28 protein-coding genes and 1 other RNA gene are annotated in these 26,430 nt (G+C 63.6%); 14 read left to right on the forward strand and 15 right to left on the reverse strand.

Annotated features, from left to right (window positions below; all coding sequences use genetic code 11):
• Nucleotides 1-17: 17 nt before the first annotated feature.
• The 4 genes from VG99_RS05470 to VG99_RS05485 are packed head-to-tail and all read right to left on the reverse strand — an operon-like array spanning nucleotide 18 to nucleotide 4,418.
• On the reverse strand, nucleotides 18-1,280 hold the full coding sequence (locus VG99_RS05470; RefSeq protein WP_044498705.1) for an FAD-dependent monooxygenase: 1,263 nt from the start codon (nucleotides 1,278-1,280) through the stop codon (nucleotides 18-20).
• Nucleotides 1,281-1,303: 23 nt separating this feature from the next.
• Nucleotides 1,304-2,497, reverse strand: a complete 1,194-nt coding sequence (ubiH, locus tag VG99_RS05475; protein ID WP_275425465.1) for a 2-octaprenyl-6-methoxyphenyl hydroxylase — start codon at nucleotides 2,495-2,497, stop codon at nucleotides 1,304-1,306.
• Nucleotides 2,494-3,834 (reverse strand): Xaa-Pro aminopeptidase, encoded by a 1,341-nt coding sequence (gene pepP, locus VG99_RS05480; RefSeq protein WP_044498706.1) that lies wholly within the window; start codon nucleotides 3,832-3,834, stop codon nucleotides 2,494-2,496. The genes ubiH and pepP overlap by 4 nt, the downstream gene beginning before the upstream one ends.
• Before the next feature lie 11 nt (nucleotides 3,835-3,845).
• On the reverse strand, nucleotides 3,846-4,418 hold the full coding sequence (locus VG99_RS05485) for a UPF0149 family protein (RefSeq protein ID WP_204216689.1): 573 nt from the start codon (nucleotides 4,416-4,418) through the stop codon (nucleotides 3,846-3,848).
• A gap of 181 nt (nucleotides 4,419-4,599) precedes the next feature.
• Between VG99_RS05485 and VG99_RS05490 the strand changes: the two genes are divergently transcribed.
• From VG99_RS05490 to VG99_RS05500, 4 genes are all read left to right on the forward strand, one after another.
• Nucleotides 4,600-4,809: a TIGR02449 family protein gene (locus VG99_RS05490; protein WP_044498707.1), complete on the forward strand. Its 210-nt coding sequence runs from the start codon at nucleotides 4,600-4,602 to the stop codon at nucleotides 4,807-4,809.
• On the forward strand, nucleotides 4,806-5,108 hold the full coding sequence (locus VG99_RS05495) for a cell division protein ZapA (RefSeq protein WP_044498708.1): 303 nt from the start codon (nucleotides 4,806-4,808) through the stop codon (nucleotides 5,106-5,108). The genes VG99_RS05490 and VG99_RS05495 overlap by 4 nt, the downstream gene beginning before the upstream one ends.
• Before the next feature lie 50 nt (nucleotides 5,109-5,158).
• A non-coding RNA gene (gene ssrS, locus VG99_RS15670) (6S RNA) lies at nucleotides 5,159-5,337 on the forward strand.
• Between the two features lie 4 nt (nucleotides 5,338-5,341).
• On the forward strand, nucleotides 5,342-5,938 hold the full coding sequence (locus VG99_RS05500; protein ID WP_044498710.1) for a 5-formyltetrahydrofolate cyclo-ligase: 597 nt from the start codon (nucleotides 5,342-5,344) through the stop codon (nucleotides 5,936-5,938).
• Between the two features lie 302 nt (nucleotides 5,939-6,240).
• Here the strand turns inward: VG99_RS05500 and ilvA are convergent, their stop codons facing one another.
• Nucleotides 6,241-7,761: a threonine ammonia-lyase, biosynthetic gene (gene ilvA / locus VG99_RS05505; RefSeq protein WP_044498711.1), complete on the reverse strand. Its 1,521-nt coding sequence runs from the start codon at nucleotides 7,759-7,761 to the stop codon at nucleotides 6,241-6,243.
• A gap of 130 nt (nucleotides 7,762-7,891) precedes the next feature.
• Here ilvA and rpiA point away from each other — a divergent pair, with 130 nt between their 5' ends.
• A complete protein-coding gene (gene rpiA / locus VG99_RS05510) occupies nucleotides 7,892-8,569 on the forward strand; it encodes a ribose-5-phosphate isomerase RpiA (protein ID WP_044498712.1) in 678 nt (225 codons plus the stop codon).
• On the opposite strand, the gene VG99_RS05515 is transcribed toward rpiA, so the two are convergent.
• From VG99_RS05515 to serA, 4 genes are all read right to left on the reverse strand, one after another.
• The gene (locus tag VG99_RS05515; protein ID WP_044498713.1) at nucleotides 8,570-9,949 is read right to left on the reverse strand and encodes an ATP-binding protein; all 1,380 of its coding nucleotides are present in this window, start codon (nucleotides 9,947-9,949) and stop codon (nucleotides 8,570-8,572) included. It abuts the gene before it with no gap.
• On the reverse strand, nucleotides 9,946-10,623 hold the full coding sequence (locus tag VG99_RS05520; protein ID WP_044498715.1) for a response regulator: 678 nt from the start codon (nucleotides 10,621-10,623) through the stop codon (nucleotides 9,946-9,948). The genes VG99_RS05515 and VG99_RS05520 overlap by 4 nt, the downstream gene beginning before the upstream one ends.
• A gap of 71 nt (nucleotides 10,624-10,694) precedes the next feature.
• Entirely contained in the window at nucleotides 10,695-11,303 is a 609-nt protein-coding gene (locus tag VG99_RS05525; protein ID WP_044498716.1) for an outer membrane beta-barrel protein, read from the reverse strand.
• 203 nt (nucleotides 11,304-11,506) lie between these two features.
• Complete coding sequence (serA, locus tag VG99_RS05530; RefSeq protein ID WP_044498717.1) at nucleotides 11,507-12,736, reverse strand: phosphoglycerate dehydrogenase; 1,230 nt, start codon at nucleotides 12,734-12,736, stop codon at nucleotides 11,507-11,509.
• 170 nt (nucleotides 12,737-12,906) lie between these two features.
• On the opposite strand from serA, the gene VG99_RS05535 reads away from it, so the two are divergent.
• The 3 genes from VG99_RS05535 to VG99_RS05545 all read left to right on the forward strand — a co-directional run bounded on the left by VG99_RS05535 (nucleotide 12,907) and on the right by VG99_RS05545 (nucleotide 16,007).
• On the forward strand, nucleotides 12,907-14,301 hold the full coding sequence (locus tag VG99_RS05535; protein ID WP_044498718.1) for an FAD-binding oxidoreductase: 1,395 nt from the start codon (nucleotides 12,907-12,909) through the stop codon (nucleotides 14,299-14,301).
• A 46-nt stretch (nucleotides 14,302-14,347) separates the two neighbouring features.
• Nucleotides 14,348-15,016, forward strand: a complete 669-nt coding sequence (locus tag VG99_RS05540) for a fumarylacetoacetate hydrolase family protein (RefSeq protein ID WP_044498719.1) — start codon at nucleotides 14,348-14,350, stop codon at nucleotides 15,014-15,016.
• 76 nt (nucleotides 15,017-15,092) lie between these two features.
• Entirely contained in the window at nucleotides 15,093-16,007 is a 915-nt protein-coding gene (locus tag VG99_RS05545) for an SdiA-regulated domain-containing protein (RefSeq protein ID WP_052508706.1), read from the forward strand.
• Here VG99_RS05545 and VG99_RS05550 read toward each other — a convergent pair.
• Both VG99_RS05550 and VG99_RS05555 read right to left on the reverse strand, forming a co-directional pair.
• Nucleotides 15,993-16,472, reverse strand: coding sequence for a 2-thiouracil desulfurase family protein (locus VG99_RS05550; protein WP_044498720.1), 480 nt, complete (start codon nucleotides 16,470-16,472; stop codon nucleotides 15,993-15,995). The genes VG99_RS05545 and VG99_RS05550 overlap by 15 nt on opposite strands.
• A 5-nt stretch (nucleotides 16,473-16,477) precedes the next feature.
• The gene (locus tag VG99_RS05555) at nucleotides 16,478-17,122 is read right to left on the reverse strand and encodes a 2OG-Fe(II) oxygenase (RefSeq protein ID WP_420848276.1); all 645 of its coding nucleotides are present in this window, start codon (nucleotides 17,120-17,122) and stop codon (nucleotides 16,478-16,480) included.
• 145 nt (nucleotides 17,123-17,267) lie between these two features.
• Between VG99_RS05555 and VG99_RS05560 the strand changes: the two genes are divergently transcribed.
• Nucleotides 17,268-18,011: a DUF2059 domain-containing protein gene (locus tag VG99_RS05560; protein ID WP_044498722.1), complete on the forward strand. Its 744-nt coding sequence runs from the start codon at nucleotides 17,268-17,270 to the stop codon at nucleotides 18,009-18,011.
• Between the two features lie 25 nt (nucleotides 18,012-18,036).
• Here the strand turns inward: VG99_RS05560 and bipL are convergent, their stop codons facing one another.
• Complete coding sequence (gene bipL / locus VG99_RS05565; RefSeq protein WP_044498723.1) at nucleotides 18,037-18,969, reverse strand: phospholipase BipL; 933 nt, start codon at nucleotides 18,967-18,969, stop codon at nucleotides 18,037-18,039.
• Between the two features lie 180 nt (nucleotides 18,970-19,149).
• Between bipL and VG99_RS05570 the strand changes: the two genes are divergently transcribed.
• From VG99_RS05570 to VG99_RS05590, 5 genes are all read left to right on the forward strand, one after another.
• On the forward strand, nucleotides 19,150-21,327 hold the full coding sequence (locus VG99_RS05570) for a malate synthase G (RefSeq protein WP_044498724.1): 2,178 nt from the start codon (nucleotides 19,150-19,152) through the stop codon (nucleotides 21,325-21,327).
• A 233-nt stretch (nucleotides 21,328-21,560) separates the two neighbouring features.
• Nucleotides 21,561-22,685 (forward strand): porin, encoded by a 1,125-nt coding sequence (locus VG99_RS05575; protein ID WP_044498726.1) that lies wholly within the window; start codon nucleotides 21,561-21,563, stop codon nucleotides 22,683-22,685.
• 11 nt (nucleotides 22,686-22,696) lie between these two features.
• Nucleotides 22,697-23,101: a type 2 periplasmic-binding domain-containing protein gene (locus VG99_RS05580; protein WP_044498727.1), complete on the forward strand. Its 405-nt coding sequence runs from the start codon at nucleotides 22,697-22,699 to the stop codon at nucleotides 23,099-23,101.
• A gap of 63 nt (nucleotides 23,102-23,164) precedes the next feature.
• Nucleotides 23,165-24,841 (forward strand): diguanylate cyclase domain-containing protein, encoded by a 1,677-nt coding sequence (locus VG99_RS05585; RefSeq protein ID WP_052508708.1) that lies wholly within the window; start codon nucleotides 23,165-23,167, stop codon nucleotides 24,839-24,841.
• A gap of 42 nt (nucleotides 24,842-24,883) precedes the next feature.
• On the forward strand, nucleotides 24,884-25,177 hold the full coding sequence (locus VG99_RS05590) for a hypothetical protein (protein WP_044501464.1): 294 nt from the start codon (nucleotides 24,884-24,886) through the stop codon (nucleotides 25,175-25,177).
• Nucleotides 25,178-25,184: 7 nt separating this feature from the next.
• Here VG99_RS05590 and VG99_RS05595 read toward each other — a convergent pair whose 3' ends face one another.
• From VG99_RS05595 to VG99_RS05605, 3 genes are all read right to left on the reverse strand, one after another.
• Nucleotides 25,185-25,484: a cell division protein ZapA gene (locus VG99_RS05595; RefSeq protein ID WP_044498728.1), complete on the reverse strand. Its 300-nt coding sequence runs from the start codon at nucleotides 25,482-25,484 to the stop codon at nucleotides 25,185-25,187.
• A complete protein-coding gene (locus VG99_RS05600; protein WP_044498729.1) occupies nucleotides 25,481-25,708 on the reverse strand; it encodes a hypothetical protein in 228 nt (75 codons plus the stop codon). Before VG99_RS05600 ends, VG99_RS05595 begins: the two co-directional genes overlap by 4 nt.
• Before the next feature lie 71 nt (nucleotides 25,709-25,779).
• A complete protein-coding gene (locus VG99_RS05605) occupies nucleotides 25,780-26,424 on the reverse strand; it encodes a TetR/AcrR family transcriptional regulator (RefSeq protein ID WP_044498731.1) in 645 nt (214 codons plus the stop codon).
• Nucleotides 26,425-26,430: the final 6 nt, after the last annotated feature.

The raw sequence follows: 26,430 nt of genomic DNA on the forward strand, positions 1-26,430 counted from the left end.
CCGAAAAAATCCGGTTTTCAGCTGGCGCCCGCCCCGTCCGCCCGCAGTTCCGGCGACTGCGCCAACGGCGGCAACTTGCTGCCGAGACCCATGGCGCGCCGGATGACGCCTGCCTTGAGCATGCCTTGCCCGTCGAGCCACTGCATTCCGGCATTGCGTATCCAACGCAGCGGCAGCGCATCGGCGTGGAATAGCCGTTCAAACCCTTCCATGGCCGCCATCATCGACAGGTTGGCCGCCATCCGCCGGCGCTCGTAGCGCTGCAGCACCGGCAGGCTGGCGATATCCTCGCCCCGCTGCAGCGCCGCGATCAGCACATCGGCCAGCTCGGCCACGTCCAGCAGCCCGAGATTCACGCCCTGCCCCGCCAGCGGGTGGATGCTGTGGGCCGCATCTCCGACCAAGGCCAGCCCAGGCTGGACGTAACGCCGCGCGTGGCGCTGGCGCAGCGGAATACAGTGGCGCTGGTCGCTGTGGAGGATTCGGCCCAGCCGGCCTTCGAAGGCGCCTTCCAGCTCGGCGGCGAACCCGGCCTCGTCCAGCGCCATGATCCGCTGGGCTGCCTCGGGCAGCAGCGACCAGACAATCGAGCAGTAATGCCCCCCGTCACGGTCGTTGAGCGGCAGCAGGGCCAACGGACCGGTGGGCAGGAAGCACTGCCAGGCAGTGTCCTCATGGGGCCGCTCGGTGCGAATGGTGGTGACGACCGCATGGTGCAGGTAATCCCACTCGCGCAGGGTAAAACCGGCCAATTCACGCAACCGGGAGCGGGCGCCGTCAGCCGCCACGACCAAGGGCGCCAGCAGCGCCTCGGTGTTATCCAGCTGCAGGCGCCAGCCGGCATCACCCCGGATCAGATCGGTGACTCGGCGCTCGCCGAGCAGGGAGACACCAGTACCAGCCAGGCTATCCAGCACGGCCTGCTGCACGCGGCGATTCTCGACAATGTGCCCGAGACGGTTTTCCCCCAGCACGCTGGCATCGAAGCGGATTTCCCCGGTGCCCTCGCCGTCCCACACACACATGTGGCGGTAGGGGCTGCGCCACTGTGACGTGATGCGATCCCAGGCGCCGAGGTTGGCCAGGATATTTTCCGATGCGGCGCTCAGCGCGCTTACCCGGGGATCGTAGCCCGACACCGTGGCGGGCACCGGCAGGGGCTGGTCCAGGGGTATGGCGTCCAGTACCGCCACGCGCAGCGAGGTATCGGCCAGGGCCCGGGCCAGGGTCGCGCCGACCATGCCGGCACCCACAATGATCAGGTCAAACTGCTGCGCCATGGTATCTCCGGATACAGTGCTGTTCATCCCCGCAACCCCATGCCCTGCCGGGCAAACAGGCTCTTGAGCGGTGGCAGCAGGTCCAGCGCCAGCAAACCGGCGTTACGACCGGATACCAGCGCCGGGTTGCGGTTGCTGAACAACCGCGTCAGGTAATGGCTGAAGGCGACGGTCGCCGCCTGGTCGGCAAACTGGCCGTCGAGGTAGCCCTGCAATACGGCCAGCGAGCCGGGATCGCGCTGCTCCCGGCCGGCCTGCTGCAAGCGGTCGGCCAGCGCCATGGCATCGCGCAGGGACAGGTTGAAACCCTGGCCGGCAATCGGGTGCAGGCTATGGGCGGCATTGCCCAGCACCACCAGATGGGGGCGCACCTGCTCCTCGGCCTCGATCAGGTTCAGCGGATAACTGGCCCGTTCGCCGACCTTGGTCAGCGCGCCCATGCGAAAGCCAAAGGCGGCTTGCAGACGCTGGAGGAAGTCGGCATCCGGTAACGCCGCCACGGCCTCGGCGACGTCCACCGGCAGGCTCCAGACCAGCGCACTGCGTTGTCCTGACAAGGGTAACAAGGCCAGCGGCCCGCTGTCGGTGAAGCGTTCGTAGGCAACCCCGGCGTGGCCATCGGCGGAGGTGATATTGGCGATCACCGCTACCTGTTGATAAGGGTTTACCTTGCGCCGAATGCCCAGTTGATCGAGCAAACCGGACCGTCCGCCATCAGCGATGACCAGCAGATCCGACGCCAACTGCTGCGGGCCGTCGGGGGTCTGCACATCCAGCGCGTAACCACCCGGCCGCGGCCGCGCCTGGGACACCCGCGCCGGTGCCAGCCACTCGATGGCCTGCCGATCCAGCGCGCCGAGCAGCACCTCGCCCAGCCAGGCGTTCTCGACGATGTAGCCCAGCGCCGGCACGCCCTCGTCGGCAGCATTGATCCGGGCCGAGCCGGGGTGGCCGCGATCCGATACATGGATCTGCCGGATCGGCTCGGCGCGGCGGGCCAGCTCAGTCCAGACGCCCAGGCGCTCGAACAGCCGCCGGCTGCCGTGGGACAGCGCGGTGGAACGGTTGTCGTAGCTCGGTTGCCAGCCACCTTCGACCGGCGGCTGGGCCTCGACCAGGCGAATGGACCAGTCGTTCTGGCGGGCGCCCCCCTGCAGGGCCAGCGCCAGGCTGGCACCAACCATGCCGCCGCCGACAATATCCAGGCGGACGGTCACGCCACCACGCCTGCCGCATTGCGGGACCGGGCCATCAGCGCTTCGATTTCATCGGCCTCCCGGGGTACGTTGCCGGTGAGCACATCGTGGCCCTCACGGGTCACCACCACGTCATCCTCGATGCGGATACCGATACCGCGCCATTTGGCCGGCACATCCAGGTTATCCGGTGCGATGTAGATGCCCGGCTCGACGGTCATCACCATGCCCGGCTCCAGCACGCGCCATTCGCCACCTACCCGGTATTCGCCGACATCGTGCACATCCATGCCCAGCCAGTGGCCGGCGCGGTGCATGTAGAAGGGCCGGTAGGCGCCGCTGACGATCAACTCTTCCAGCTCACCGCGCAGCAGCCCCAGCTCCAGCAGACCGGCGGTGATCACCCGCACGGTGGCATCATGGGCCTCGTTCCAGTCCCGCCCCGGGCCGATCACCGCGAAGGCGGCGGCCTGGGCCTTGAGCACGATATCGTAGATGGCCCGTTGTTCGGGGCTGAAGCGGCCGTTGGCCGGAAAGGTGCGGGTAATATCGCTGGCATAGCAATCCAGCTCACAGCCCGCGTCTATCAGTATCAGGTCGCCGTCGCGGATCTGGCTGCTGTTCTCGGTGTAGTGCAGGATGCAGGCGTTGCGCCCGGCGGCAACAATCGAGGCATAGGCCGGGGCGCGGCTGCCGTGGCGCATGAAGGTATGCTGCAGTTCGGCCTCCAGCTGGTACTCATACATCCCCGGGCGGCACACCTCCATGGCGCGGACGTGTGCCTCGGCGGAGATATCCCCGGCGGCCTGCATGACGCGGATTTCCGCCGCGCTCTTGTACAGGCGCATGTCATGCAGTAGATGATCCAGCGCCACGAACTCCTTCGGCGGCTCGGCACCCATGCGTGCCTTGCTGCGGATGGTGTTGATCCATCCGGTCAGGCGCATATCGAATTCCTGGTTGGCGCCCATGGCGTAGTAGACCCGCTCGCGGCCCTCGATCAGCCCCGGCAGGATGTCGTCCACATCGGCGATCGGAAAAGCATCATCGGCGCCGTACTCCGTGACCGCGCCGTCCTGGCCAGCGCGGTAGCCGTCCCACAACTCGCGTTCCGGATCCTTCTCCCGGCAGAACAGGACGTACTCACCATGCTCGCGGTCCGGAATCAGCACCGCCACCGCTTCCGGCTCCGGGAAACCGGTCAGGTACTGAAAGTCGCTGTCCTGGCGGTAGGGGTATTCCGCGTCGCGGTTACGGATATGAACCGGGGCGGCCGGCAGGATGGCGATACTGTTGGGTTCCATCTGCGCCATCAGCGCCTTGCGGCGGCGGGCATATTCCTGCTTGCTGATATACATGGACTCTTCTCTCAGTGCAGTGAAGCGGGCGGTTGGTCCGGGGCCTGGTCGGTCGGCTGGCACTCGCTGAACAGTAGCAGAACCGCCATGCGCACGTACTCCGAGACCTCCATGAAATCGGCCTCGTTGGCCTCCGATTCCTCCAGGTCGCTCTGCACCTGGGCGATGGCGGCGAAGTCGGCCAGCACGCTGTCGGCCTCCTCGCTGAGCTTGCCCTCGCGCCCGACCAGGCCGAAGCCGCCGAGAAAGCCCTCGCACCACTGCCCCAGCGCCAGGGTCCGGTGATCAATGGCGGCGTCATCATCGGGCAGCAGCAACACCAGATCGAAGCCGCTGCCGGCAAGCTGCGCCAGGCTGGCATCATACAGCTGGATCAGCAGCACCTTGTCGGCCTCGGACAGGCTGCCGCGGCCATCGATGACTTCACTTGCCACCTGCAGCCAGGTGCCATGGTCGAGCCGCCCACCGGCGGCAAGGCGACCCACCAGATGACCGTGCAGTTCAGCGGGAAAACCGGCGGCAGACTGTTCGGTGAACATCTGGTCGACTCGATCGTAATCAAAAACGGCGGGCATCAGAGCCATGGTTTACTGGCCTCTCGAAACATGGGCGGATATCGGGCTGGGAAGCTTCTCTTAACTGGCATATCCTACAGACCAGAGCGCCCCGGGAACAACCTGGGACAGGTCGACAGATTCCCACAACGGGTTTGACCGCCTTGGCGGCCCCCTCTATAGTTCCCCGACAGCGGGGATGGCAGACTATATGGACAATTCCAGCATCAACGACCTGATCGAGAAAGTAGACCGGTTGATCGCCATCTGCGATCGACTGCAACAACAGAACCACCAGCTCCTGGCCCAGGAACGTTCCTGGCGTGATGAACGATTGCAACTGATCGAGAAGAACGATTTGGCCCGGCAGAAGGTCGAAGCCATGATATTGCGTCTGAAATCCCTGGAGCACGATTCATGAACCAACCCCTGACAGTCACCCTGCGCATTCTCGACAAGGAATACCAGGTCGCCTGCCCCCCGGAAGAACGTTACAACCTGGAAGAAGCAGCCCGCCATCTGGACAACACCATGCGCGACATCCGCAATCGCGGCAAGGTGGTTGGTCTGGAGCGGATCGCAGTGATGGCCGCGCTCAACATCAGCCACGAGATGCTCACCGGCAATCTGCAGAAAGGCCGCATGCTGAGTGACCAGCAGCAACAGATAACCGAGCTGACCAACCGCCTTGATCAAGCCCTCGCCCGTCATCAGGAATAGCCACCCCACCCCGGGTCTGGAATAGCAGTGAGTTTTCTGTATACTCGGTCACATCCCTGGGATGTTTGCCAGTCGGTGATGTCCCTGAGCCGATACTCCTGTAGAAGGGGGGCACGCGTTGTCGTCGGTGTGCATGTCCGCTTGCCGGAAAGCCTAAAACGATACCATGTCCTCCGCCTTGAACTTTCGGGTTCAAGGGCTTACCCGACAGCGGCATTCCGGGGTCCATTTCAATGACGGGTAGCGACCGTTCCACGCTGCGCCGTCAGTTGCGCGCCGCACGCCGCGCCCTCTCCCCCCTTGAGCAACACCAGGCCAGCCAGAGACTGTGGCGCCAACTGGCGCAGCACCCGCTGTTTCGCCGCGCCCGGCATATCGCCTTCTATCTGGCCAATGATGGCGAGATAGATCCGGCGATCCTGCTGGAACATGCACAGCGCCTGGGCAAGCATTGCTATCTGCCGGTGATTACCGGCTGGCCGGCCGACCGCATGCACTTCCAGCGCCTGGTACCCGGGCAACGCTGGATCACCAATCGCTTCGGTATTCGCGAGCCGCTCGTCGACCCCGACCTGCAGGCCCGCCCGTGGCGCCTGGACCTGGTGCTGATGCCGCTGGTGGGGTTCGATGAAGCCGGCAACCGCCTGGGGATGGGCGGCGGCTTCTACGACCGCACCTTCGCCTACCGTCGACGCCGCCAATGCTGGACCGGGCCGCGTTTGCTCGGCCTGGCCCATCACTGTCAGAAAGTCGCCCAGCTGCCGACCGCCAGCTGGGATATCCCACTGGACGGTATTGTCAGCGATCAGCAGATCATTCTGTTGAAGTAGTGCCAGTCCCGAGGGGAGCTGCTGGGCGGTCGAAGTAACTTTGGGTATACCCCGTGGTTACCACACCCAAGGTGAAAACAAGTACGAGAATCCACATCAAATCCGGCTTACGGCGCATTTCTGCCCTCCAATACTGGCCAACTACCTTGTCTGATCCATCAGAGCGTCCGGTATGGACGCACACAGCGTTATGGGACAATACATTCCGACGTATTGAGCGCACCCGTATACCGGATATCCAATGGCAAGTCAACCAAGACCGGATACAAGCGGGAACCAGGCCGCCGCAGCGGCCCGCTCGACTACCCGAGATAGAGCTGATAGGCCGGATTATCGGTCTCCTCCCAATAGCGATAGCCGATCGCATCCAGCGCCGCCGGCACCTTCACCCGCTCGGCTTCGGGCACCTGCAGACCGACCACCACCCGCCCGTAATCGGCGCCATGGTTGCGGTAATGGAACATGGAAATGTTCCAGCGACCGCCCAGCTTGTTGAGGAAATTGAATAGCGCACCGGGGCGTTCGGGGAATTCGAAGCGGTACACCACCTCGTCCTCCACCTGCACCGAATGACCGCCGACCATGTGGCGGATGTGCAGCTTGGCCAGCTCGTTATTGGTCAGGTCCAGCACCGGAAAATCCCGCTCGATCAGGCCGGCGACCAACGCCTCGCGCGGGTCCAGCTCCGGGTGGGTCTGCACGCCGACGAAGATATGGGCCTCGCGCTGATCGTGGTAGCGATAGTTGAATTCGGTGATGGCCCGCTTGCCGATGGCCTGGCAGAACGCCTTGAAACTGCCCGGGCGCTCGGGGATGGTCACCGCCAGCAGCGCCTCGCGCTGCTCGCCGATCTCGGCACGCTCGGCCACATGGCGCAGGCGGTCAAAGTTGATATTGGCGCCGGAATCGATGGCCACCATCACCTGGCCGGTGCAGCCCTCGCGCTCGACATACTTCTTGATCCCGGCCACCCCCAGGCACCCCGCCGGCTCGCAGATCGAGCGCGTATCGTCGTAGATATCCTTGATCGCCGCGCACATCTCGTCCGAGGACACGGTGATGACCTCGTCCACGTACTGCTGGCACAGGTCGAAGGTGTACTGGCCGATCTGCGCCACTGCCACCCCGTCGGCAAACTGCCCGACCTGCTCCAGGATCACCCGCTCACCCTTCTGCAGTGCCGTCTGCAGGCAGTTGGAATCCTGCGGCTCGACACCGATCACCTTGATGTCCGGGCGCAGGTACTTCACATAGGCCGCGATACCCGCAATCAGCCCACCACCACCGACCGGCACGAAGATCGCGTCCAGCTGGCCCGGATGCTGGCGCAGGATCTCCATGGCCACGGTGCCCTGGCCGGCAATGGTATCAGGGTCATCATAGGGGTGGATGAATACCAGGCCCTTCTCTTCCACCTGCTTCTGCGCGTAGGCCAGCGCCTCGTCAAAAGCGTCCCCATGCAGCACTACCTTGCCGCCCCGCGCCCGTACGGCCTTGACCTTGATCTCCGGCGTGGTCCGCGGCATCACGATGGTCGCCTTTACCCCCATATGCCGCGCCGCGAATGCCAGCCCCTGGGCATGGTTGCCCGCCGATGCCGCGATCACGCCGCAGGCCCGCTGCTCATCGGTCAGCTGCTTGAGCTTGTTGTAGGCGCCGCGGATCTTGAAGGAGAACACCGGCTGCAGGTCCTCGCGCTTGAGCAACACGGTGTTGCCAAGCCGCTCGGAAAGGAAGGGCGCAGGGTGAATAGGGGTTTCGATGGCGACATCGTAGACGGGGGAACAGAGGATCTTCTTTACGTAACTTTCCAGAGTAGGCATCGGGATTCGGCTTGGTGACTGGGTGAGATAAAACCGCCAGTCTAAACGAATCGGGCCCGATCCGACTACACGCTGTCCGGGTGGGGCCGTATAATTGCCCCCTTTATCCAAAGCACAGAGGTAACGGGCAATGACCCAGGACGAACTCAAGCAAGCCGTTGGGCAGGCCGCAGTAGAGATTCTGCTGCCCAATCTGGAAGACCAGAGCGTCATCGGGGTCGGGACCGGCTCGACCGCCAATTGCTTCATCGACGCCCTGGCCCGTCACAAGGGTCGTTTCGATGGCGCCGTGGCCAGCTCCGAGGCGACCGCCGAGCGCCTCAAGCAACACGGCATTCCGGTCTATGACCTGAACAATGTGGCCAACCTGGACTATTACGTGGACGGGGCCGACGAGGCCAACCAGCATCTGGAATTGATCAAGGGTGGCGGCGCCGCCCTGACCCGGGAGAAGATCGTCGCCGCCGTCGCCCGGACCTTCATCTGCATTGCCGATGAAAGCAAGTTGGTCGCCACCCTGGGGGAGTTTCCGCTGCCGGTGGAGGTCATCCCGATGGCCCGCAGCCACGTCGCCCGGGCAATCGTCAAGCTCGGCGGCGACCCGGTGTACCGCCACGGCGTGGTGACCGATAACGGCAACGTGATCCTCGATGTACACAATTTGCAGATCCATGATCCGCGCGGGCTGGAAGAACAGCTCAACGCCATCGTCGGCGTGGTCTGCAGCGGCCTGTTCGCTGCTCGTCCGGCGGATATCCTGCTGCTGGGTACCGCTGCGGGCGTCAAGCGCATGGAACGCAGCAGCTGATCAGCCGCGCCGGCGGCGGTTGCCGGGCGGCCTGGCGTCGCTCGGTAGCCATAGCCGGAAGGCGGCGCCGCCCAGAGGTGAATCCTCCAGACTCAGGGTGCCGCTGTAGCTTTCGATAATGTCCTTGACCACCGCCAGGCCGATGCCTTGCCCCGGATGAGAGGTGTCCAGCCGCTCGCCACGCCCGATGACCCGCTCGCGCTGGTCCTCAGGAACGCCTGCTCCGTCATCATCCACACGGAGTTCGTAGCCCCCTGGCTGCACGCTGATACTGACCCGGATACAGGAGACACAGAGGCGATGGGCATTCTCCAGCAGATTGCCCAGCACCTCCAGTAGCGCACCCTCCTCGATCGGCAGGGTGGCACCGGCAGCCATGTCGGTGTCCAGCCGCACATTCTTATCCCGATACACCTTGCCCAGGGCTTCACCCAGCCGCCTTACCAAGGGCAGCACTTCAGCGCGGTGCTGCACCAGACCGCTGCGGCGCAGACTAGCGCGCTGCAGCTGGTAATCGATCTGCTGGCTCATGCGCTCGATCTGATCTTGCAGGATACGCGCCTGCTCGCCGCCGGCAGGCTGTGCACGGAGATTTTCCGCAACTGTCTGCAACACCGCCAGCGGGGTCTTGAGACTATGGGCCAGGTCCGCCAAAGAGTCGCGGTAGCGGGTGCGCTGCAGCCGCTCGCTGTCCAGCAGTCGGTTCAACGAACGGGTGAGCCGCATCAATTCATGGGGATGTTCGTCACTCAGCCGCTCCCGGCCTCCGGTCTCGATTTCCTGCAGTTCGCGGCGCACACCTTTCAATGAGCGCAGACTCCAGCTCAGTGCCAACCACAGCAGCGTCAGTAGCAGCAGCAGGCCGCCTCCCAACCACCAGCGCAGCCGCTGGGTGAAATCCTGCCGCAGGGAGGCGAACTCGCTGCTCGGCAGCATGGTGACAAAGCTCAGCGGCAACTGGTTGTCGCCAGCCAGATTGACCTCGACGTCATAGACGTAATATTCCTCCCCACGGGTATCGAGTATGCGCAGGAAGTCGATGCGGTTGCCGGAATAGTGCGGCAGGTAGTGCAGCTCCTCATCCGTGGTTGACCGGGAATGCCAGACCACCTGGCCTAGCGCATCATGCACATAGCCCAGCAACTTGGCTTCCGGCAGGTTGAACTCCTCATCGGGCATACGCTCGGGCATGACCAGACGGCCATCCACGACGCTGGCGACACTGATCAGTGTCGAGGCGTCCGCCGCCAGCCGTTGCTGCACCACCTGCTCGAGCGTTCGGTCAAATACGCTCTGCAGCGCGGGCACCAGAGCCAGAATGAACAGTGCCGCAAAGGCGGCGGCACTCAGCACCAGTCGGGCGCGTAACGAATGGGTCACCGGCAGGGTTCGCTGAACAGATAGCCCTGACCGCGCACCGTCTCGATCAAACGCAGGTCTCCCGCCGCCTCCAGCTTGCGCCGCAGGCGGCCGACCAGTACCTCGATAACATTCGGATCACGCTCTTCATCATCGGGGTAAAGTTGTTCAATCAGCCGTTCCTTGGCTACCACCTGCTGATGGTGGCGCATGAGGTATTCGAGAATCCGGTATTCAAACGCTGTCAGCGGGACCGCTTCGCCTTCGACCAGCGCCTGCTTGCGATTGAGATCGAGCACCAGCGGGCCCGTTGAAATCTGCGCCTGGACAAAACCCGAGGACCGACGTACCAGGGCATTCAGGCGCGCCTCCAACTCTTCGAACTGGAACGGCTTGACGACATAGTCGTCCGCACCGGAGGTCAACCCCTCGACCTTGTCCTGCCAGTTGCCGCGGGCGGTAAGAATGAGAATCGGAAAGGTACGCCCCATACTGCGCAGTTCACGGATAAGATCCAGCCCGTCCATACCCGGCAGGCCCAGATCGATGATGGCGATATCATGGTTGTATTGCTGAGCCCGGTAACTGCCTTCCTCCGCACTGGCTACGGCGTCGACAACATGCCCTGCCTCGGCAAAACGCGTCGCCAGGTGGTGGCGCAGCAGCGCTTCGTCTTCGACCAACAGGAGCTTCATCTCATCCTCCGGTAACCGACGCATACGAACCCGCCCGGCGAGCGCCGGGCGGGACACTACTCACTGCCGAATCAGAAGTGGTAGTTTAGACCGAGATAGAGCTGTTCGGAACTCTTCAGGTCGGCAGAGCCGCCCACGCTCCCGTCACGCGCGTTGACGCTGACGTCCGCCGTGGTGCGCAGATAGCGGTAACCGGCTTCCAGTGAAACAGGCGCGTTGAGCTGATGCAGGACACCCGCCTGAACACCGCCGGCCACACCGATGTCGCTATCGCGATGCAAGCCCGGGGAATCCTGAGTCAGCTTGACCAAACCGGCGGTTACGCCACCGAATAGACGGGTGTTATCGGCGATCGGCAGGAACAGGTCATAGCTACCCAGTAGGTTTTGCTGACGCAGCTTGTAGCCTCTGGCGCTGTCGGAGACGTAGTCGTAGGTCATGTACATACGTCCGGTCTCATCCTGCATCCCGCCACGTACACCCCAGGTGCTGTCGTTATTGATGGCGCTGTCCAGGGAAGGCGCCAGCGGATTGCGCTTGAGGCTGCTCGAGCGATCCATATTATTGCTGGTTTCACCCCAGGTCAGGCCGACAAAGCTGTCCTGCGCCAGCGCAGGGGCGCTGGCAAATGCCATGGCCGTTGCAGTGCCCAGTGCCAACATTTTCAGAGAATTTTTCATGTGCTGTGCCTCCTTTAAAAGTCAGAAACAGCATGCCAGAGCGGGCCTGAACCTGACCTGAACATTCGCTGAACCTTACCTGAACGGGAGGCCAACCGGGTGGGAAGCGGCGCTTTTTCCGGGACACGCCAGGGCACGTGCGCCGGGCAGTGAAGACTACCCGGGACCGCAATGTGGCGGGGGTGCCCCGCCACAGGATGAGATCAGAACAGCACGCGGCAACGAATGGTGCCGTTGATCTCGTGGAGCTTCTCCAGCGCCAGGTCGGAATAGGCGGCGTCGACGTCGATCACGACATAACCCACCTTCTCGTTGGTCTGCAGATACTGACCGGAAATATTGATGCCGTTGCTGGCGAACACCTGGTTGATCTCGCTCATCACACCGGGGATGTTCTGGTGGATGTGCAGCAGGCGGTGCTTGCCCGGGTGCGATGGCAGCGCCACTTCGGGGAAGTTTACCGAGGTGATGGAGGTACCGTTATCGCTGTAGCGCACCAGCTTCTCGGCCACTTCCAGACCGATGTTGGCCTGGGCTTCCATGGTCGAGCCACCGATGTGCGGGGTCAGCAGGCAGTTGTCGAACTCGCGCAGCGGCGAAACGAACTCATCATTGTTGGAGCGCGGCTCGACCGGGAACACGTCGATGGCGGCGCCGTTCAGGTGCTTGTCGCGCAGCGCGGCAGCCAGCGCATCGATATCGACCACGGTACCGCGGGCAGCGTTGATCAGGATGCTGCCGGGCTTCATCGCGCGGATTTCCTTCTCGCCGATCATCCACTTGGTGGCGGCGGTCTCCGGCACGTGCAGGGTGACGATATCGGCCATGCCCAGCAACTCGGTCAGCGAGCCGATCTGCTGCGCATTGCCCAGCGGCAACTTGGTCACCACATCATAGAAGATCACCTGCATGCCGAGCCCTTCGGCCAGCACGGACAGCTGGGTACCGATGGAGCCGTAACCGATGATGCCGAGCTTCTTGCCGCGGATCTCGTAGGAATTGGTAGCGCTCTTGAGCCAGCCGCCGCGATGGGCAACCGCGTTCTTCTCAGGGATGCCGCGCAGCAGCAGGATGGCTTCGGCCAGCACCAACTCAGCGACCGACCGGGTGTTGGAATAGGGCGCGTTGAAGACCGCCACGCCCATTTCCCGGGCAGCGTCCAGGTCGACCTGATTGGTACCGATACAAAAGCAACCGATGGCCACCAGCTTGTGTGCATGTGCCAGCACGTCCGCGGTCAGCTGAGTGCGGGAGCGGATGCCAATGAAGTGGGCATCGGCGATCGCTTCCTTGAGCTGCTCGTCGGGGAGGGAGCCGGTGTGATAATCGATGTTGGTGTAACCGGCTGCCGTGAGCGTGTCGACGGCAGTCTGGTGCACACCCTCGAGGAGCAGAAACTTGATCTTGCTTTTGTCCAGCGAGGTTTTAGCCATGTGTCAGTTACCCGTAATGCTGATGTATGATGGTCCGTCAGGTTTTCCGGCGTTTCTCCGTCGCTGACCTGTTTCGGAAGCCGCATATGCTAGCATAATCTCCCTTTTCCAGATGCCTGCTACCCATGAATTGTGTTCAGGCACCGCATGAATTTTGTTTGAGAGCCGCCATGAACCCAGAAGTCATCATCGAAACCCTGAAAACGCTGGTCGACGCCGACAAGGTCCGCACCGACAGCGCGTCGCTGGACACCTGGGGCCGGGACTGGACCAAGCAGTTCGAGCCCGCACCGCTGGCCATCGTCTTCCCCAAGAGCATCGAGCAGGTGCAGGCGGTAGTGCGCTTCGCCAATGAACACAAGTTGGCGCTGACACCCTCGGGCGGCCGCACCGGCCTGTCCGCCGCCGCGGTGGCGGCCAATGGCGAGATCGTGGTGTCCTTCGACTACATGAACCGGATCCTCGACTTCAACCGCTATGACCGCACCGTCACCTGCCAACCCGGCGTGGTGACCGAGCAGCTGCAGCAGTATGCCGAGGAACAGGGGCTGTATTACCCGGTGGACTTCGCCTCCGCTGGCTCCAGCCAGATCGGCGGCAATATCGGCACCAACGCCGGCGGCATCAAGGTGATCCGCTACGGCATGACCCGCAACTGGGTGGCCGGCCTCAAGGTGGTCACCGGCAGTGGCGAGCTGCTGGAGCTGAACAAGGGATTGGTGAAGAACGCCACCGGTTACGATCTGCGCCAGCTGTTCATCGGCGCCGAGGGCACCCTGGGTTTCGTGGTCGAAGCGACCATGCGCCTGGAGCGCGCGCCGAAGAACCTCACCGCCATGGTGCTGGGCACGCCGGACTTCGACTCGATCATGCCGGTCCTGCATGCCTTCCAGGGCAAGCTGGACCTGACCGCCTTCGAGTTCTTCTCTGACAAGGCGATGGCCAAGATCATGGCCCGCGGTGACGTCCCCGCGCCCTTCGAGACCGACTGCCCCTTCTATGCCCTGCTGGAATTCGAGGCCGTGAGCGAGGAGATCGCCAACCAGGCGCTGGAAACCTTCGAGCACTGCGTGGAACAGGGCTGGGTGCTGGATGGGGTGATGAGCCAGAGCGAACAGCAGCTGCAGAACCTGTGGAAGCTGCGCGAGTTCATCTCCGAGACCATCTCCCACTGGACGCCGTACAAGAACGATATTTCGGTGACCATCAGCCAGGTGCCGGCCTTTTTGCGGGATATCGATGCCATCGTTGGCGAGCATTACCCGGACTTCGAGATCGTCTGGTTCGGCCATATCGGCGATGGCAACCTGCACCTGAACATCCTCAAGCCCGACGCCATGCCCAAGGAAGAGTTCTTCGCCAAGTGCGGCAGCGTCAACCAGTGGGTGTTCGACATCGTCAAGCGCTACAACGGTTCGATCTCCGCCGAACATGGCATGGGCATGACCAAGCGCGATTACCTGGGCTATAGCCGCAGCGCCGAGGAGATCGCCATCATGAAGGCGGTCAAGGCGGTATTCGACCCCAACGGCATCATGAACCCGGGCAAGATCTTTCCGGTCTGAAGGCCGGCAGCAGCGCTCACACGACTATCGCCCACGGGAGGCAAGCATGACCTACCAGCATCAGTACACTGACGGCACGCCGATCAACCTGACCATGGGCAAGGTGGTCTGTGTGGGCCGCAACTATGCCGAGCATGCCAGGGAGCTGAACAATCCGGTCCCCAGCGAGCCACTGCTGTTCATCAAGCCCGCCACCGCGGTCGTGCCGCTGGCCGATGGCTTCCAGCTGCCCAACGGCCGCGGCGCCGTGCATTATGAAACCGAGATTGCCCTGCTGATCGGTGCCCCGCTGTCCGGCACGGTGAACCCGGCCGACGCCGCCGGCGCCATTGCCGGCGTCGGCCTGGCGCTGGATCTGACCCTGCGGGAACTGCAGGACCAGCTCAAGGCCAAGGGTCATCCCTGGGAGCGGGCCAAGGCCTTCGATGCGGCCTGCCCGCTATCGACCTTCGTTCGCCCAGAACAGGCGCCTGCGCTCAATGCCATCCCCCTGCAGTTGACGATCAACGGGGAGTTGCGCCAGCAAGGCACCAGCGCCGAGATGATCACGCCGATCATCGCGCTGCTGCAGCATATCGCCGGGGTGTTCACCCTGCTGCCGGGGGACGTGGTGATCACCGGCACCCCCGCCGGGGTGGGTGTGCTCAACCCGGGCGACGCGCTGGAACTGGCGATTCCCGGCGTGCTGCACCAGACCAGCCGGGTACTTGACTGACGCCCCGATCGTTGCACCGGGAACTTTCCTGGCGCGGGACCAGTCCTGACAGCTTTGAAGTAAAAGGAAACTCCCGTTGAAACGCTATCTGCTGGCTACCTTTGCGCTGTTGCTGGTGGGAGGCTTCGGCTTCCTGCATTACCACCATCTTGATGTCCTGCTTTGGCAACAGTGGAAGCTGAACCGCCAGCCCATGCCGGCCCAGGCCATGGACCTGGGCCGCTACCGGGTGGATATCGAGGCGCTGCCCATCGCGGAACTGGATGACGATCTGTCCGCCCTGACCTACAACAGCGAGAGCGATACGCTGTTTGGCCTGGTCAACGGCACGCCCTTGATCGTCGAGCTGAGCCTGGACGGCCAGTTGCTACGCCAGATCAGGGTCGAGGGTGTGCGGGATATGGAAGGGCTCACCCACGTTGCCGGTGATCGCTACGTGATTGCCGAGGAGCGCAACCAGCGCCTGCGGGAGATCGATATCCCCGATGGCGCCACCGAGCTGGATGTGACCAATGCTCCCAGCCTGACGATCGCCGTGGACGAAAAGGCCAACAAGGGCCTGGAAGGATTGTCCTGGGACGCGGCGGGCCAACGGCTGCTGGTGGTCAAGGAACGTGACCCCATGCGGGTGATGAGCATTACCGGCTTCGTCGGGCAGGTGGCGGACGCCTCCATCAGCATCCAGCTGGAGCCCTCATTGCCCGCCGAGAACCTGTTCGTCAGTGACCTGTCCTCCCTCAACGCCGATAGCCGCAGCGGGCATGTATTACTGCTCAGCGACGAATCCCATATGGTGGTGGAGTACACCGCCGATGGCACGCCCGTGAGCGTGCTGGGGCTGTGGCGCGGCATGGCCGGGCTCGAACGCACCGTGCCCCAGGCCGAGGGACTGACCGTCGATAACCAGCGACGGGTCTACGTGGTCAGTGAGCCAAACCTGTTCTACCGGTTCGTCCCGGTGGATCAGGCCGACCGCTCAATCGCCCAATAACCGCGCCAGCTGATCCAGCTCGGTTTCATTGAATACCTGAACCCCGTGGCGCCGCAGCGCCGCGGCGGTCACGCCTTCGCCGACGATCCGGGTGCCGCTGAAGCTGCCGTCGTAGGTTTCACGGTTGCCGCACGAAGGACTGCGCGCCTTGAGCACCGCAAAGCGGATGCCGTGGCGGCTGGCCAGTTGCACGGCCATATCCGCGCCCGCGCGGAAGGCGCTAGTGACATCGCGGCCATCCACGTCGACCACCGGCACTTGCCCATCCAGCACCGCCGCGCCCTGCCCGCCGGGGATTTCCGCCGGTGGCCGGGGCGTAGGCAGCCCACCGCTGACCTCCGGGCAGAGCGCCACCACCCGTCCCTCGGCCTGCCACTGCTGCAGCAGGGTGTAGGGGCCATGGGCGGCGCCGTCGTAACGGACCGGATTGCCCAGCAGGCAACTGCTGATCAGGATCTTCTGCATGGCGGTCAGAGCATCAGCGGGTTATCCGGCCGGCGGCGGAACCAACCTACCAGGCTGGCCCGCTCACGCTGGGCCTGGAGTACTTCGTGGGGCAGGCTGGCGCTCATGAATACCGCCAGGGTCCCGGCCCGCGGAGGCACGTCGATGGGCCCGTCGGGGAGATGCAGGCGCAGCTCTCCCCCATCGCCCGGCTGCCATTGGCGGTTCAGGTAGAGCACCACCGAGACGGTCCGCAGGGGGCTGTCCTTGAAGCGGTCGACGTGCCGCTGATAGCCGGCGCCGGGCGGGTAAAGCGCGTAGTGGGTCTCGAAGTCCTCCAGACCGAGGAACAGCGTCCGGTTCAGGGTGTGGCGCAGCTGCTCCATCGCCGCCAGATAGGCGTCCGCCGCCGGGTTGCCGGGGCAGTCATCCAGCCAGCGGATATGATCGCCACGGATATCGGGGACCACCACCTGCTCGCCCGCACGGCCTACCGCAGCGGGTTTCAGGGCATCGCTGGCCCATAGAGAACGGCAGTTGCGCTCCAACTCCCCGAGCAATTCATCAGGTAACGCACTCTCGGTAATCGACCAGCCGTGCACGGCAAGGCTGTCGGCCACACGAACCAGACGGTCCGGCGCAGCGCCAGGGAACTCGGGCATCCTGTTCATACTCAAATCGGGGTAGCGGCATCGCCCTGCCACGGACGGGGCACGGCGGACAAGACCCGGGGTTCCGGGCGCCGTATAGTGTAAACGGACCGCCCCCTCCGGAACAGTATCCGATTTTGCCCTTATCCCATGATTGCGAGGATCCATGCGCCCCATACCCCTGTCGTCTCTGTGGTTGACCTTTACCGCCCTGCTGCTCTGGAGCCTGCATGCCGCTGCCAGCCCCGCCGAACTCTACCAGCGCTCCGGCATGGCCCAGCATCAGGAGCACTTCCAGGCTGCCCTGCAGCGCGCCCAGCAGCGCTACGCCCAGCAACTGCCGCCAGCAGTGCAGGAAACCCTGACCCGCAACAGCAGCCAGCGGTTCGAACCCCAGGGCATGCACGATCGCGCCCAGGCACGGCTGGCGCTGGCGCTGCAACCGGCGGATATCCAGCAGGCGCTTACCTTCTTCAACAGTCCCCTGGGAAGCAAAATAGTTTCAGCGGAAACCCGGGCCAGTTCGCCGGCCTCGGTCGCCGCCATGCAACAGGGGCTGCCGGCGCAGCAGCTGAGCCCGGCGCGCCGCGCCCTGGTCGAGCGGCTGGCGACCCGCTTGCCGGCCCTGGAGCTGGGCGTGGAAGTGTCCATGGCGCTGACCGGGCTGGCGGCGCAGAGCGCCAATGACCTGTTGGGGGGATTGATGAAGCTTCCGCAGCAGGACGGCAGCGGTGGTCGTGAGCGCTTGCGCGCGCAGATGCGCCCCGACCTGCCCGATACTCTGGCCTACATCTATCGGGAGCTGAGCGACGACGAGTTGACCCGCTTCGCGGAATGGACCGAATCCGCCGCCGGCCAGGCCTTCTATCGCGCCACCGAGCAGGCGGTGCGCGACGCGTTGAACCCCTGACCGCAGCGGGACCGGTGCAGCCCGCTCAATAGCCCAGGCGTTCGCCCAGCCAGTCCAGGTACTGGCGGCGATACCTGGGCTTTTCATTGGCCAGGTGATGACGCGCCTTGGGCAGGTAGAAGAGCTGCGGATCGTCGAACTTCTCCCGCAACACCTTGATGTTGTGCTGCCAGTCCACCGTGCCATCGGCCTGCCCCTGGACAATCAGGGGGCGGTGCGGCGCCGGCAGCGCGGTCTCGATCCGTGGTATCCATTTATCCAGCGCCTGTACCCAGGCCACCGGTAGCACCTGTGCCTGCAGCGGGTCGCGCTGGCGGATGAACTGGAGAAAATCCATATCCGTGGAATTGTCGGTGAAACGCCGCCCCAGCTGCTGGATGAAGCCGCCCAGCAACTTCAGGCTGAACTGGGACACACCCCATTGCCGCGGTCGCACCAGGGGCGCCATGAGGATGGTCTGGCCCGCCTGTTCCGGCACCGGCCCATGCAACAGGCGATCGATCAGGATCGCCCCACCGGTGCTCTGCCCGAGGAAGTGCCAAGGCGCCGGCAATTGCCACAGACGGCCTTGCTCGAAGACGCCGTCCAGCACCTGCTGGTAGCGCAGGAAACAATCGATACTGGCCCGCTCGCCGCTGGACAGGCCGTGCCCCGGCAGATCGAAGGCCAGCACCGCCAGTCGCTGCCCCAGGGCCCAGCGGATCAGATGGCGGTACAAGCCCATATGGTCGTAGTAGCCATGCAGCAGGACCAGGGTGCCGCGCGGCGCCGAGGGCCGCCACACCTGTACGGCGACGTCGAAGCCATCTACGCTGATACGTCCCAGATGTTGCTGGGCATCGGCACTGAAATCGATACCATAATAGGCCGCATATTGCCTGGCGGCCTGATTGAATGGCTGACCCGGTTCCAGCTCGGGCAACTGTTCTACGAGCGTGTCGAGAAAGGTTTGATCCATTGAGGTCCCGGCTTGTCCTGGTGCAGCAGACGGGTAATTATCTGCTGCCTTGATCTGAGATCGATACAATTTCATGTTCTGAACATGAATTGCAAACGATCATCGTGTAACATGCAGCGACTTCCACACCACATCTTTTCGCGCCCAGAGCGCAATATCTCAGCAGAGTGAGGGGTTTTCATGACTGAACGCGTCCAGGTTGGTAACCTCCAGGTTGCCAAGGTTCTCTTCGATTTCATCAACGACCAGGCCATTCCCGATTCCGGTGTCCAAGCTGACGCCTTCTGGAGCGGCGTGGACACGCTGATTCATGATCTGGCTCCGAAGAACCGCGCCCTGCTGGCCAAGCGTGACGAACTGCAGGCCAGCATCGATGCCTGGCACCAGCAGCGTTCCGGTCAGCCCCATGATGCCGTTGCCTACAAGGCGTTCCTCCAGGACATCGGCTATCTGCTGCCCGAGCCGGCGGACTTCAAGATCACCACCGACAATGTCGATGAAGAGATCACCAGCATGGCCGGCCCGCAGCTGGTGGTGCCGATCATGAACGCCCGCTTCGCCATCAACGCCGCCAACGCCCGCTGGGGCTCCCTGTATGACGCCCTCTACGGCACCGATGCCATCAGCGAAGCCGACGGCGCCGAAAAAGGCCCGGGCTACAACCAGGTACGCGGCGACAAGGTTATCGCCTTCGCCCGCGCATTCCTTGATGAGGCAGCTCCGCTGACCAAAGGTTCCCATGCCGACTCGGTCGCCTACGCCATCGAAAACGGCCAGTTGCTGGTTACCCTGAAGGACGGCAGCCAGACCGGCCTCAAGGAAGCCGACAAGTTCGTGGGCTTCCAGGGCAATGCCAGCGAGCCCCAGGCCGTACTGCTGAAGAACAACGGCATGCATTTCGAGATCCAGGTCGACCGCACCAGCCCCATCGGCCAGACCGATGCCGCCGGCGTGAAGGACGTGCTGATGGAAGCCGCCATCACCACCATCATGGACTGCGAAGACTCCACCGCCGCCGTCGATGCCGAAGACAAGACCGTGGTCTACCGCAGCTGGCTGGGCCTGATGAAGGGCGAACTGGCCGAGCAGGTCAGCAAGGGCGGTACCACCTTCACCCGTACCATGAACGCTGATCGGGTCTACACCGGGGCAGACGGCTCCGAGCTGACCCTGCACGGTCGCTCCATGCTGTTCATCCGTAACGTCGGCCACCTGATGACCAACGATGCCATCCTCGACAAGGACGGCGCCGAAGTGCCCGAAGGCATCCTGGATTGCGTATTCACGTCCCTGGCCGCCCTGCATAACCTGCGCGGCAAGACCACCCGCGCCAACAGCCGCACCGGCTCCATGTACATCGTCAAGCCGAAGATGCATGGCCCGGAGGAAGTCGCCTTCGCCAATGAGCTGTTCAACCGGGTGGAAGACCTGCTGGGCATGGCGCGCAATACCCTGAAGATGGGCATCATGGACGAGGAGCGTCGTACCACCGTCAACCTGAAGGCCTGCATCAAGGCCGCCAGCGAGCGCGTGGTATTCATCAACACCGGCTTCCTCGACCGCACCGGTGACGAGATCCATACCTCCATGGAGGCCGGCCCGGTAGTGCGCAAGGCCGCCATGAAGGGTGAGAAGTGGATCGCCGCCTACGAAGACTGGAACGTGGACCATGGTCTGAACTGCGGCCTGTCCGGCCGGGCGCAGATCGGCAAGGGCATGTGGGCCATGCCTGACCTGATGGCGGGCATGCTCGAGCAGAAGATCAACCATCCCATGGCCGGCGCCAACACCGCCTGGGTACCTTCGCCGACCGCCGCCACCCTGCACGCTCTGCATTATCACAAGGTCAATGTATTCGAGCGCCAGCAGGAACTGGCCAAGCGCCCCTTCGCCTCGGTGGACGATATCCTGACCATCCCGCTGGCCAAGGACACCAACTGGAGCGCGGAAGAGAAGCAGAACGAGATCGACAACAACGTTCAGGGCATCCTGGGTTATGTGGTGCGCTGGATCGACCAGGGCGTGGGCTGTTCCAAGGTGCCGGACATCAACGATGTCGGCCTGATGGAAGACCGTGCCACCCTGCGGATCTCCAGCCAGCTGCTGGCCAACTGGCTGCGTCACGGCATCATCACCGAGCAGCAGGTCATCGAAAGCATGCAGCGCATGGCTGAAGTGGTCGACCGCCAGAATGCCGGCGATCCGGCCTACCGCCCGATGGCGCCGAACTTCGATGACAGCGTCGCCTTCCAGGCGTCGCTGGAACTCATCCTTGAAGGGACCAAGCAGCCCAACGGCTACACCGAGCCGGTTCTGCACCGCCGACGCCGCGAGCTGAAGGCCAAGCTCGCCGGCTGATCCGCCCGCAGCGCTGCAAAAGCCCGGCAGGCCTTTCTCCGCCGGGCTTTTTTGCGCCTGATCAAGTCCCCTTGCTACCGTCCATCGCATACTGGCACAAGGCTGCCACTCAAATCTGGCATTCTTTTTGCCCTGACGTATTATTAGCGCCAAATTTCCATCGCCGGGTCCGAGACGCTCAACTGTCCGCCCGGGTGATGCCGTGATTCGCTGCCATCAAGGGGGGGTTGCCCATGAATCCGTTTCGCATGCTCACGCTGCTGCTGTTGCTGGCTAGCACGTCCGCGCCGGCCAATGACGGCAGCTTCACCTTCAACGGCTTCGGCACCCTCGGCGTCAGCCGGCTGGGCGGCGAAGACCCGGGACGCAGTTATGGCATCCAGGGCCAGGTGAACGACCGCTGGCGGGGCGACGAGCTGTCGCGCCTGGGCGGCCAGTTCAGCTACCAACTGCGTGATCACCTGGTTGCCACCGCCCAGGTCACCGCGGCGGCGGATCAGGACAGCTGGGGCCTGGACCTCGACTGGCTGTACCTGGCCTGGGAAACGACCGACCGCCTGACCCTGCGGGCCGGACGCTTGCGCAATCCGGTCTACATGTACTCCGAAACCCTCAATGTCGGGGTTACCTATCCCTGGCTGCGGCTGCCGGACGAGGTCTACTACCAGCTGCAGATCGCCAATTACGAAGGGGTGGACCTGCTGTACAGTATTCCCCTGCCCTTTGGCTCCCTCACCTGGCAGGTCAATGGTGGCCAGGCCCACAACCGGGACCACTTCATCCATGACGACCAGCACGACATGGATTACCACAAGGTCGCCGGCATCAACGCCACCCTGGCGACCCACCACTGGGGCTCCTTCCGCATCGCCTACAGCGAGGCGAGCCTGAACATGCGCCTGCCCTACATGGATGGCACCCCCCTCGAAGGCATCGCCGATGATGTCAAAGGCAAGTTCACCGCCCTCGGCTATCAATACGACGATGGCACCTGGCTGGCGGCCAGCGAAGCGACGCGCATCGTCATCGAGGGCTTGACCCCGTCCTTTGACGCCTTCTACCTCATGGGCGGCCGCCGTTTCGGCGATCTGGGCGCGCACCTGACCTATGCCCAGCTGGATGATGAGTTCACCGGCCGGCAATCCTCCTGGACCTGGGGACTGAGCTACCGCCTGAGCCCGGCAGTGGTGCTCAAGGGCGAATACAAGCGCGTCGACAACGCCAGCGAAAGCCAGGGCGTGTACGTGCGCAGCGGCGAAGAATACCTCGAAGCCCTGGCCCGGAAGCGGTTACTGGGCCAGCCCATGCGTACTTTTGACGGCGATATTCTGGCCGTCGGTATCGATTTCCTGTTCTGAGGACGCGGCACATGATCACCCTGTTGCGTTTGTTCGGAACCTTGCTGCTAAGCGCCATGGCGGCCGCCAGCCATGCCGATGTGGCGGTCATCATCCATCCTGACGCCCCCAGCCGGCCGGCGCGCACCGACGTGATAAACATCTACCTCGGCCTGGACCGGTCACTGGCGCCCGTGGACCTGGGGAACTGGAACGAGGTACGCCAGCAGTTCTATCGTGAACTCATACGCAAGAACGAGGACCAACTGAAATCCTATTGGGCCACGCGGATCTTTACCGGCAAGGGACGCCCACCCAGGCCGGTAGCTGACCAGGCCGCGATGCTCGACCTGGTGGCGAGCGATCCCCGGGCAATAGGGTATGTCGATAGCGACGAGCTGGACGACAGGGTCCAGGTGCTGTTTATCTTGCGCTGACCCGACCGCTTGCGGGAGGTCAGCTAGCTGATTGGCCACGGCCCGTACATGGCGAGGAGTAGCATGCACGTCAACACGACGTTTACCCACCGCTCACTGCCACAATTGGTCGGCGTGCTCCTGGTGGCGGCATTCGCGGGGTTATTCACCTTGCATCATGTCACGACGGTGCTGGATCGCTATTTCGTCGACCACAGCGCCTACCTGGCCCGGCAGGCCATCCAGCAGGAAAGCGAGAAGCTGCGCCGGGAGGCCCTGGTGCACGCCCGGATCGCCGCCAGTTACCGCATCGCCGGGGATACCGCGGAGCAGGTCCGCGCCCTGCACTATTATTATCAGCGGGTCGGCCATGACGATGTCCAGATCATCACCGCCGACGGGGAGTTGCTGCACGGTCGCGATACCATGCTGGATGCCGAGCGGCGCTCGCTGCTGTTGAGCGATATGGACCCATTGGAACGCACCGCGGTCGGCTTCCTGCGTACCGCGGATGGGCCAGCTTTGGTGGCCGCTGCCACGGTACCGGCGGTGGATGGCGCCCAGCCACCGGAGCTGATTTTCATCCTGACCCGCCCGATCAACGATTACCCGCTGCTGGAACTGGGCTTCGATTACGGGCTGGCGGATCTGCACATCGCCGACGATGCGGCCCCTGCCGACAGTCGCCTGCAATTGACCTACCTGGATGGATCGCCGCTGATTGTCAGCTGGACGGCGCCGACCTTCGGCCGCGGACTGTTGCGCGAGCTACTGCCGGTTATCCTCGGCTCGTTGTTGGTACTGGCGCTGCTGGTCGGGCTGATCGCCCGCGACGCCCTACGCACGGCGGGCAAGCTGGTCGCCAGCTACAACCAGTTGGATGCCAGCCGCAGCCAACTCGCCGCCACCGAGAAACGCTTCCGGGATATCGCCGAAGCGGCCTCCGACTGGCTCTGGGAGACCGACGAACAGTTACGCCTGGTCTACCTGTCCGGACGTTTCGAAGCGATTACGCGCCACGCCATCACCGACTGGCTGGGCCGCCCCCTGGCCGACCTGCTGCATGGTGAAAACACCGACCTGGAAAGCTGGCTGCGGTCAGCCGACCCCGAGTCGCTGCGCTGTCACTATACCGATCGCCTCGGTAACCCGCGCATCAGCCAACTGGCATCGCGCCCCATCGTCGACAAGGGCCGTTGCATCGGTTATCGCGGCGCCGCGAGCGACATCACCGAGCGGGTCAGGGAGCAACGGCAGATCGAACACCTGGCCCTGCATGACCCGCTGACCGGCCTGGCCAACCGCGCCCGCTTCCAGACCTTCCTTACCGACAGTTTGGCGAGGCGGCAACCGCTGGTGGTCCTCAGCCTCGACCTGGACCGGTTCAAGGCCATCAACGACAACCTGGGCCACGCCGCTGGGGATGCGGTGCTGCAGGAGGTCTCAGAGCGCCTGCTGCACTGTACTCGCAGCCAGGATCTGGTGGCGCGCCTGGGCGGCGACGAGTTCATCATGATCCTGTGCGGCCGCCTGGCGCGTACGGAAATCGACCAGCTGTGTACGCGCATCATCGAACGCCTGGGCCGGCCGATCCCCTACCAGGGTCACGACGTCCATGTGGGCACCAGCATCGGGATTGCCCTGGCACCGGACGACGCCGACGATTCCGACGAGTTGCTGCGCTGCGCCGATATCGCGCTCTATCGAGCCAAGCATGCGGGCCGGGAAACCTGGCGCTATTTTGCCGACCAACCGGCATGATCGCCGATGGAACACCGCCGCTTCGCGTGGGTCAGACTGGACATGGATACCGATAACCTGATCAATCTGTTGCAATGGCCGGCCATGCTCATCACGCTGGTGGCGGCCTGGCTGGTGGGGTCCCGTCAGCGCTTCAAGCGTTTCGCCGGGTTCATCTGCTTCATCCTCAGCAACCTGCTGTGGATCATCTGGGGCTGGCATACCCACGCCTGGGCACTGATCGTGCTGCAGGTCGGCCTGTTCCTGATGAACCTGCGCGGCACCCGCAAGAATGCCGAGCCGGCTGCTGGGAGCGACGCGCTTCATGCAGAAGGTAGAGAGGTTTCCGGAAGATAACGGCGCCTCAGGCGCCATCGGGATCGCCTGGCGCAGCCGCGGCATGCTGTTCCAGGCGATCAACCAGCGCAGTCAGGCGTTGCTCCGCCTGCTGCAACTGGGTGGTCTGCTGGATCTCGGAAACGCACAGACCCAGGGCGGTGGTAATCAGTAACTGGTAGGCGTCGCTGCCGCTGCGCTGTTGGCGGGATTCGTTCAGCTTCCGTTGCAGCAGTGCGGTGGCCTGCTGGAACAGCTGTTCGTCGTTCACATCGATCCTGAACGAATAATCCTGCCCCAGGAAACTGACTACCCGCACATCGCTCATGACTCGGCGCTGACGCCGCTACGCTGCAGGATGGCCTGGAGACGACCCAGGGTCGAATTCATCTGCTCTTCCTGCTCCATGGCAGCCAGTTGCAGGCTGTCGTTCTCGTCCTTGACCTGCTGCAACTCCTGTTCGAGGCGCTTGAGGTGCTCGCCCTGAGTGCGGTTCTGCTCCAGCAGCTCGGTGACCAGTCGTTCGAGCTGGGTCAGAGTGGTTTCCAGCATGTCATATCCCCTGTGAAAAAGGCGCAGAGGATATCCCAAAGCGCTGCGCATCTCCAGCCGCGTCCGCCCGCTCAGCCCGAACGGGGGCAATAGATGCGCAGAAAGATGTCCACCACCTGTGCCACATGGCGCTGGCGCTCCGCTGCGGTCTGCGGCTCGTCATGGCCGATCAGCAAGCGAAAGTTGTGATCGCCCTTGAGCAGACAGAAGAAATGCCGGGCCGCCTCAAGCGGCGCCTCGATCTGCAATTCACCGCGATCCACTGCCCGCTGCAGAACCTGCACCATGCCATCGCAGACCCGCTGTGGCCCGGCCTCATAGAAGAGCTGGGCCAGCTTGCGATCCTGCCCGGCTCGGCTGACCAGCAGGCGATGCAGCGCCAGGGATTCGCGGCCATTGATCAGGACGCAGAAGCCTTCACCGATGCGCATCAGCAGCGTACGCATATCATGTTCCGGCGCATGTTCGAAGAACAGCTGGGGCATCTGGGCTTCGCAGACATGGCGGATAGCCGCCGCGTACAGCGTGTCCTTGTCGGTGAAATGGCTGTACACCGTCAGCTTGGAGACCCGCGCTTCGGCGGCGATGGCATCCATGCTGGTTCCTTCATAACTGTGGCGCAGGAATAGCTCCTGGGCCGCATGCAGGATGGCTTCGCGCTTCGCTGGATCTTTCGGGCGGCCGGGGCCGGCGGCGCGTACTTTTTTTTCAGGCATGGGCTA

The sequence above is a fragment of the Pseudomonas saudimassiliensis genome (assembly GCF_000939975.1).
Classification (GTDB): Bacteria; Pseudomonadota; Gammaproteobacteria; order Pseudomonadales; family Pseudomonadaceae; genus Halopseudomonas; species Halopseudomonas saudimassiliensis.